At 57.3% G+C, this 7,351-nt stretch carries 7 protein-coding genes and 1 tRNA gene; 4 read left to right on the top strand and 4 right to left on the bottom strand.

The features are described from left to right. From moeB to hemA, 4 genes are all read right to left on the bottom strand, one after another. On the bottom strand, positions 1–666 hold a 666-nt coding region (gene moeB, locus AC222A_RS18345), incomplete at its 3' end, for a molybdopterin-synthase adenylyltransferase MoeB (protein WP_486775401.1). Next, complete coding sequence (prmC, locus tag AC222A_RS18340) at positions 666–1,496, bottom strand: peptide chain release factor N(5)-glutamine methyltransferase (RefSeq protein ID WP_372759268.1); 831 nt, start codon at positions 1,494–1,496, stop codon at positions 666–668. The genes moeB and prmC, both read right to left, overlap by 1 nt. Positions 1,497–1,511: 15 nt before the next feature. Next, positions 1,512–2,597, bottom strand: coding sequence for a peptide chain release factor 1 (gene prfA, locus AC222A_RS18335; RefSeq protein WP_372749078.1), 1,086 nt, complete (start codon positions 2,595–2,597; stop codon positions 1,512–1,514). A 9-nt stretch (positions 2,598–2,606) separates the two neighbouring features. Beyond that, the gene (hemA, locus tag AC222A_RS18330; RefSeq protein WP_372783123.1) at positions 2,607–3,872 is read right to left on the bottom strand and encodes a glutamyl-tRNA reductase; all 1,266 of its coding nucleotides are present in this window, start codon (positions 3,870–3,872) and stop codon (positions 2,607–2,609) included. A gap of 135 nt (positions 3,873–4,007) precedes the next feature. Between hemA and AC222A_RS18325 the strand changes: the two genes are divergently transcribed. From AC222A_RS18325 to AC222A_RS18310, 4 genes are all read left to right on the top strand, one after another. Next, on the top strand, positions 4,008–5,756 hold the full coding sequence (locus tag AC222A_RS18325; RefSeq protein ID WP_372796861.1) for a tetratricopeptide repeat protein: 1,749 nt from the start codon (positions 4,008–4,010) through the stop codon (positions 5,754–5,756). After that, positions 5,756–6,313 (top strand): lipoprotein insertase outer membrane protein LolB, encoded by a 558-nt coding sequence (gene lolB / locus AC222A_RS18320; protein WP_486775400.1) that lies wholly within the window; start codon positions 5,756–5,758, stop codon positions 6,311–6,313. Before AC222A_RS18325 ends, lolB begins: the two co-directional genes overlap by 1 nt. Further along, complete coding sequence (gene ispE, locus AC222A_RS18315) at positions 6,310–7,152, top strand: 4-(cytidine 5'-diphospho)-2-C-methyl-D-erythritol kinase (RefSeq protein WP_372760620.1); 843 nt, start codon at positions 6,310–6,312, stop codon at positions 7,150–7,152. The genes lolB and ispE overlap by 4 nt, the downstream gene beginning before the upstream one ends. Positions 7,153–7,162: 10 nt before the next feature. Further along, positions 7,163–7,237, top strand: a tRNA-Gln gene (locus AC222A_RS18310). Positions 7,238–7,351 lie beyond the last annotated feature (114 nt).

The following is a 7,351-nucleotide window of genomic DNA, read 5'->3' as shown; positions in this document are numbered from 1 at the left end:
CAAGCGACCCGTCAACGGTTCACCGTAACCCGACAGGAGCTTGATCGCTTCGGTGGCCTGCAGGCTGCCAATGACACCAACGATCGGCCCCAACACCCCCGCCTCCGAACAGTTGAGCGATTCGTCGCCGACATCGGGGCTGTACAAGCAACGATAGCAGGGGCTGTCGGCCCGGCGAGGATCAAAAACTGAAAGCTGGCCTTCACTGCGTATGGCCGCCCCACTAACCAAAGGTTTTTGCAACGCAACACAGGCTTCATTTATCGCAAAACGGGTGTCGAAATTATCGCTACAATCAAGCACCAGGTCCGATGCAGACACGGCGTCGAACAATGCCTTGCCGCCCAAACGATTGTCCAGGCAGTCAACCGAAATATCGGGATTGAGGGCAAGACAGCGCGCCCGCGCCGACGCTACCTTGGACAAGCCGATAGCCGCAGTGTCATGTGCAATCTGTCGCTGTAGATTGCTGAGCTCTACCCGATCGTGATCAGCCAACACCAAGCGACCGACACCAGCTGCCGCCAAATACAAAGCGGCCGGGCAGCCTAGGCCGCCGAGGCCTACGATCAGCACCGTCGCAGCCAACAGCTGTTCTTGCCCGGCAACATCCAGACCGGGCAGCAGAATATGACGACTGTAACGCAGCAGTTCTTCGTCCTGCATCAGTGACTATTGACCCCCATGGTGGCGCGCGGGTTCCCACCCAGATCGCTGCGCGTTTCAATTCGCGAAAAACCCGCAGCGCGCAGTATAGCGGCGACTGACTCGGCTTGACGATAGCCGTGCTCAAACAGCAGCACCCCACCCGGCGCGAGAAAGTCTGGCGCTCGCCGAGTAATCTGACGAATCGCATCAAGACCGTCGGCACCCGAGACCAACGCTGACGCCGGCTCAAAACAAACACCCGGCCGCTGCAGGTGAGCATCGTCTGCTTCTATATAAGGAGGATTGGATACCACGATGTCGAATTCGCCGACGACCTGATCAAACCAGTCAGAGCGGCTGACACAAACACGCTCCAACCCAAGCGCCGTGGCGTTGCGCCGGGCCAGCGCAACCGCTTGTGCCGACTGATCAACCGCACTTACCTGCCATCGAGGACATTCACTGGCCAGCGCCAGAGCAATAGCACCTGTTCCTGTTCCCAGGTCCAACACCCGCTTTTCTGGTGTATCGCCATATTCTTCCAGCAACCATTCAACCAGTAGTTCGGTATCGGGTCGCGGCACCAGCGTTGACGGGTCGGTTGCCAGTGTCAGACTCCAGAACTCTGCTTCGCCAGTTAAATAGGCTACGGGCTCACCAGCAATTCGCCGCGCCAGAAGCTGCTCCATAACTGTGGCCTGCTCGGCAGATAGTTCAAATTCGGGATACGCATGCAGAAAATAACGCGGCTTTTGCAACACATGGACGAGCAACAGATCGATGTCCAGAGCGGCGGTATCCGGGTCTGGCAGCTCCACTCGCCGGCTGCGCAACTGACTAATCGTCACCACAACACAATGCCTTTATTCGGCCAGAGCCGCCAACAGATCAGCCTGATATTCCTGACGCAGTGGCTCAACCACGTGACGCATATCACCGGCAATAATTTCATCGAGCTTATAAAGCGTCAGATTAATCCGGTGATCAGTCACCCGCCCTTGTGGAAAGTTATAGGTACGAATACGCTCAGAGCGATCGCCGCTACCCACCAACAGGCGCCGCGACTCAGCCTGTTCCTGCGCCTGAGCACTCTGCGCCGCATCATTGATTCGCGCCTGCAGTAATGACATCGCACGCGCACGGTTTTTATGTTGGGAGCGCTCATCCTGGCATTCCACAACGATACCGCTGGGAATATGGGTAATGCGCACCGCCGAATCGGTTTTGTTAACGTGCTGACCACCGGCGCCGCTGGCGCGGTAGGTATCGATACGCAGATCGCCTTTGTTAAGTTCCACCTCATCCACGTCTTCCGGTTCCGGCATCACCGCAACCGTGCAAGCCGACGTATGAATCCGCCCCTGCGACTCGGTTTCCGGTACCCGCTGCACCCGATGCGCTCCCGACTCAAACTTCAGGTGCCCATAGACATCCTTGCCTTCGACTCGGGTAATAATTTCCTTGTAGCCACCATGCTCTCCGTGACGCTCACTGAGTATTTCTATGCGCCACCCCTGAGATTCGGCGTAGCGACTGTACATACGAAACAGATCGCCAGAAAAGATGGCCGCTTCATCACCGCCGGTGCCCGCACGAATTTCAAGGAACACGTTATGGGAATCATTGGGATCACGGGGCAACAACAGAGTCTGAAGTTCCAGTTCCAGCACTTCCAACTGCGCGGCACTGGTTTCTATTTCTTCCTCGGCCATCGCGCGCAACTCGGCATCGCTTTCTTCAGCCAGCATAGTTCGCGCCGATGCCAGATCCGACTCGACTTTTTTGTAATTGCGGTGACACAGCACAACCGGCTCGATTTCCGCGTACTCTTTAGAATGCGCACGAAACTTGTCTTGGTTGGCAATGATTTCGGGCGCACTAAGCAAAGCTGCCAGCTCCTCGTAACGCTCAAGCAGATTATCCAGTTTTGCCGCGATAGACGCTTTCATTAAATGCCTTCAGTCATTATCCAGGCCCAACAGCTGACGCGCGATACGCAGCGTTTCTGTTTCGCCATTGGCTGCCGCTTCCCGCAAGCGGGAGCTAGGATGGTGTATTAGTTTATTGGTTAAACCGCGCGCCAGCTGCTCAAGCACAGTTTCCGGCGCCACGCCGCGCGCGAGAGCCCGTTGCGCCTTTTCCATTTCGTGCATACGCAACTGCTCGGCCTGCGAGCGGTAGTCTTTCACAGTATCAACCGCATCGAGCGCCCGCCACTGACGCTGCCACTCAGCAACGGCAGATTCAATGATACCGTCTGCCTTGCGCGCCTCACTGGCCCGCGCCTTACGGTTTTCGTCGACGATTTCTTTGAGATCATCCACGGTGTAGAGATAGACGTCCGCCAACTCTGCCACCTCGGCCTCAATATCCCGTGGCACGGCGATATCGACCATCAACATCGGTCGATGCTTACGTTTACGCAAGGCCGACTCGACCGTCCCCTTACCAAGAATCGGCAACTGGCTGGCAGTCGACGCCACCACAATATCGGTATTCTTAAGTTGCTCTGGGATATCAGCCAGCAACACCGCTTCGGCGTCGAATCGATCAGCCAGGTCGCGCGCCCTATCCAAGGTGCGGTTGGCGATCACCAGCTGGCGAACACCGCGCTCCCGCAGGTGGGTCGCCACTAGCTCGATGGTTTCACCGGCGCCGATCAGCAAAGCCCGACACCGATCGAGCTTACTGAAAATATGTTGTGTCAAACTAACCGCGGCATAGGCCACAGACACCGGGTTCTCGCCGATTGCCGTGTCAGTGCGAACGCGCTTGGCCGTTGCAAATACCTGCTGGAAGGCACGCTCGAGATTAGCGCCCAGCGTCCCGGCCTCCTTGGCCACCGCGTAACAGGATTTCATTTGCCCCAGAATCTGCGGCTCACCCAACACCAGAGAATCGAGCCCGGCCGCCACCGTCATCATATGGCGCACTCCACTCACCCCCGCGTGGCTATACAGGCAATTCTCAAACGTCGCCCGCGGCAAGCCGCGATATTCTGCCAGCCACTCACTAACAGCGTCGGTGAGCAACGCATCATCGCTAGCATTAATCAGATAAAGTTCTGTGCGGTTACAGGTAGACAGAATGGCCGCTTCATCGACCCCCTCAATTCGGGACAAAGCCTGCAACGCCATTTCCATATGCTCAGGCACAAACGCGACTTGCTCCCGTACAGCAACAGGGGCAGAGGTGTGATTAACGCCCAAAACCAGCAAATTCATGCGCGGGGGAGACTACCGAACCGGGAAAAGGGGGCAATTCTAGCAAGTTGGCCACTAAAAGTGGATGCCAGCGAGCAGGTAAAACCACTTTGCGACGCGCTACGCGACGCGATCAGCCCATGCTAGAATCATCGCATGATGAATTTCAAACATACCCTTGGGATTGCTGCCGCTTTCGGCATGCCCCTGCTGTTGGGTGCCTGCGCACAAACACCGGCTGAAACACCGGCAATTGCACAGCCCGCCGCAGTGCCTGCTGAGCCGGAAAAACGACCGCTCAAACCCTTCCCTGAAGACAGCTTTTACGATCTGCTGGTGGCCGAGTTTGCCATTCGCCGGCAACACTATGATCTGGCACTCGATCATTATATGGAGCAGGCCTACCGCACCAATGACAGCGGCATTATTGCAACGGCTGCCCGCCTGTCCCAGTTTGTGAACAATCTCGAAGCCGCCCTAGCCGCCACCGAGCTGTGGCTGCAGAAAGAGCCCGATTCCGCCGAAGCCCATTTCATCCGGGGAACAACACTGGCGCGCGCCCGCCGCCCACTGGACGCCCTCCCCCACATGGAAGCCGTGATCGGCTCCAGTGAAGACAGTAATTTCGCCAGCCTGGCCGCAAGCGCTCTGGCGCTGTCCGAAAACCAGCAAAAAGCATTTGAAACCCAGATTCGCGCCATGCTCGCCAAGCACCCCGACAATACAAACCTGAAAACCGGTGTGGCGCTGACCCTCCAATACCGAAATCAGGAAGAGGAGGCCTTGTTGCTGATTCGCGAGGTTCTGGCCGTTGCCCCGCTGGATATCCACGCGCTGCTGATTGAGACCCGGGTGTTGCAGCAACTGAACCGGATTGATGAAGCTATTGAACGCCTGCGATTCGCGGTTGACCAACATCCATACCACAAACGCCTTCGCCAAAATCTTGCCCAGCTGTATACCCGCAGCGATATCTTCCAGGCCAAGGCCCAGTACATGGTATTGCACAACCAGTTTCCGGAAGACAGTGCGATACAACTGGCGCTGGCGCTGGTAAACCGCGAAATCGGGGAATACGACGAAGCAATAGCACTGCTGAAAAACCTGCGCACCGACGCTGAACAGAAGAACCACGCCCTTTATTTTCTTGGCCGCATTGCCGAACAGCGTGAACAGTGGAGCCAGGCCCGTGAGTATTATGGTCAGGTAGGCATTGGCGAACAGCTCATCCCGGCGCTGACCCGGCTCGCAGCTCTGGACAACGAGCATCAGGGGCTCGCCAGCGCCAGGCGCACCCTGACGGAAGCCCGGCAGCGATTCCCACAGCTGCGCACCCAGCTCTACCTGGCTGAATCCGACCTTCTGTTTGACCAACGACAGTATAAAGAAGGCTACAATCTACTGACCTCGGCATTGGACAACGATCCATCCAATACCAACTTGCTATATGCCCGCTCTCTGTTCAGTGAGCGTCAGCGCAATCTTGACCTGATGGAACGCGATTTGCGCGTCATCCTCTCCAACGACCCGGACAACGCCACTGCACTCAACGCATTGGGCTATTCTCTCGCCAATTTGACCGATAGACTGACCGAAGCCAAATCACTGATTAGCAAAGCTTTGCAGCTACGACCCGACGACCCCGCCATCCAGGATAGCTATGGTTGGGTGGCCTACCGGCTTGGCGACATGACACTGGCCCGAACCTATCTGGAACGCGCTTACGCCCAGACTCAGGATCACGAAATCGCCGCCCACCTCGGGGAAGTGCTGTGGCTCCTGGGCGAGCAACAGCAAGCCATCAGCGTGTGGCAAACCGGATTGCGGGACACCCCCGACAGTCTGATTATCAATGAAACACTACAACGACTGAATGTTAACCTCCCGACAGCAGAACAACCCTGATGCGTTTTAGATCTCTCTGTTTGGGCCTGACGGCCCTGATTGTCGCCGCCTGTGGCAGCACTCCAAAACAAGCCCCCCTGGACGAATCAGGCTACTGGAGCGTACAGGGACGGGTTGGCCTGTGGGCCCACGGAGAGCAGGAAAGCGCTAACTTTAACTGGCAGGATTGCAATGATCGCTACCGCATCCGCCTCAGCGGCCCGCTCGGCGTTGGAACTACCATTATTTACGGCGACGCCCAACAGGTCAGCCTGCACCGTGGCGGCGACCCGGAAGTAACGGCAGACTCCCCCGAAGCATTACTTGCCTCACTGGGCTGGGTTATGCCGGTCTCCGCCTTACGCTACTGGCTGCGTGGGCTGCCTGATCCTGACGCTCCACACCAGCAACACCCGCAGGAAGCGGGCTCGGCCACCGAGCTCACCCAATACGGCTGGACCATCCAATATCAACCAAGCTCCGAGCGCGCCGAACGCATCACCCTGGAAAGCGACAACGTTCGCCTAAAGTGGATGCTGCGCGATTGGCAGGCAAACGCCCAGTGCAACCGCCCGTGACAACGCTCAGTGTGCCTGCACCTGCAAAGCTCAATCTGTGCCTGAAAATCACGGGACGCCGCGATGACGGCTACCACTTACTGCAAAGCCTGTTTCAGCTGCTGGACTACGGCGATACGCTCCACTTTAGCGCTCACCCCAGTCCAGAGATCAACCTTACCCCGCCATTTGCAGGGGTGGCTCCCGCCGACAACCTCATTGTGCGCGCCGCCCGCGCACTGCAGGAGGCCACGGGCTGCCGGATGGGTGCCGACATTCACTGTGACAAAATACTGCCCATGGGCGGCGGCATCGGCGGCGGCAGCTCCAACGCTGCGACAACCCTGCTGGCCTTGAACCAACTATGGGACACACGCCTGAGCATTGATACGCTGGCCGAGATCGGCCTAAGCCTCGGCGCCGATGTACCGATCTTCGTGCGCGGCAGAACCGCCTGGGCCGAAGGTGTAGGTGAATTACTTTGCCCCGTTGAAATGCCGCAGCACTGGTACCTGGTGATTCATCCAGGCGTAAGCGTAGGAACTCGCGAAATTTTTTCACACCAGCAATTGACACGTAACAGTCGACCCATCAGAATAGCGGCCTTTCTTGAGCAGGGTGCCGGAAATGACTGCGAAAATGTGGTCAAAAACCTGTATCCAGAGGTGAAAAACGCCTTGGATTGGTTAACGCAATTCGCCCCCGCTCAGCTTACAGGTACCGGTTCGTGCGTGTTCGCACGATTTGCTGATGAAGCGTCGGCGCGAGAAGTTTTCGCAAAACGGCCGGCCAGTTACAGCGGCTTTGTTGCTCGCGGCGTTAATCGCTCGCCAAGCCACACTGCTCTGAACCTGAATTAACCAGTTTTGCTGGGGCGTCGCCAAGCGGCAAGGCAACGGGTTTTGATCCCGTCATTCGGAGGTTCGAATCCTCCCGCCCCAGCCATTACTTGTAGAAGCCGCACTAGTTTGCGGATTTTGCACAGTAGGCAAAACCTTCCCAGCGGGAGGGTTCGAACCGAAAAGAGGTTCGACCAACTGTGCAACAGTTGGGACAAGG

It is taken from the genome of Litorivivens sp., assembly GCF_057445395.1.
The sequence above is the reverse complement of the archived record's forward strand: the minus strand, read 5'-3'. Positions and strand labels throughout refer to the sequence as shown.

Bases quoted from the DNA above. Each gene is read 5' to 3' on its own strand.
- prfA (WP_372749078.1), bottom strand. From the start codon at position 2,597: ATGAAAGCGTCTATCGCGGCAAAACTGGATAATCTGCTTGAGCGTTAC.
- hemA (WP_372783123.1), bottom strand. From the start codon at position 3,872: ATGAATTTGCTGGTTTTGGGCGTTAATCACACCTCTGCCCCTGTTGCT.
- AC222A_RS18325 (WP_372796861.1), top strand. From the start codon at position 4,008: ATGATGAATTTCAAACATACCCTTGGGATTGCTGCCGCTTTCGGCATG.
- lolB (WP_486775400.1), top strand. From the start codon at position 5,756: ATGCGTTTTAGATCTCTCTGTTTGGGCCTGACGGCCCTGATTGTCGCC.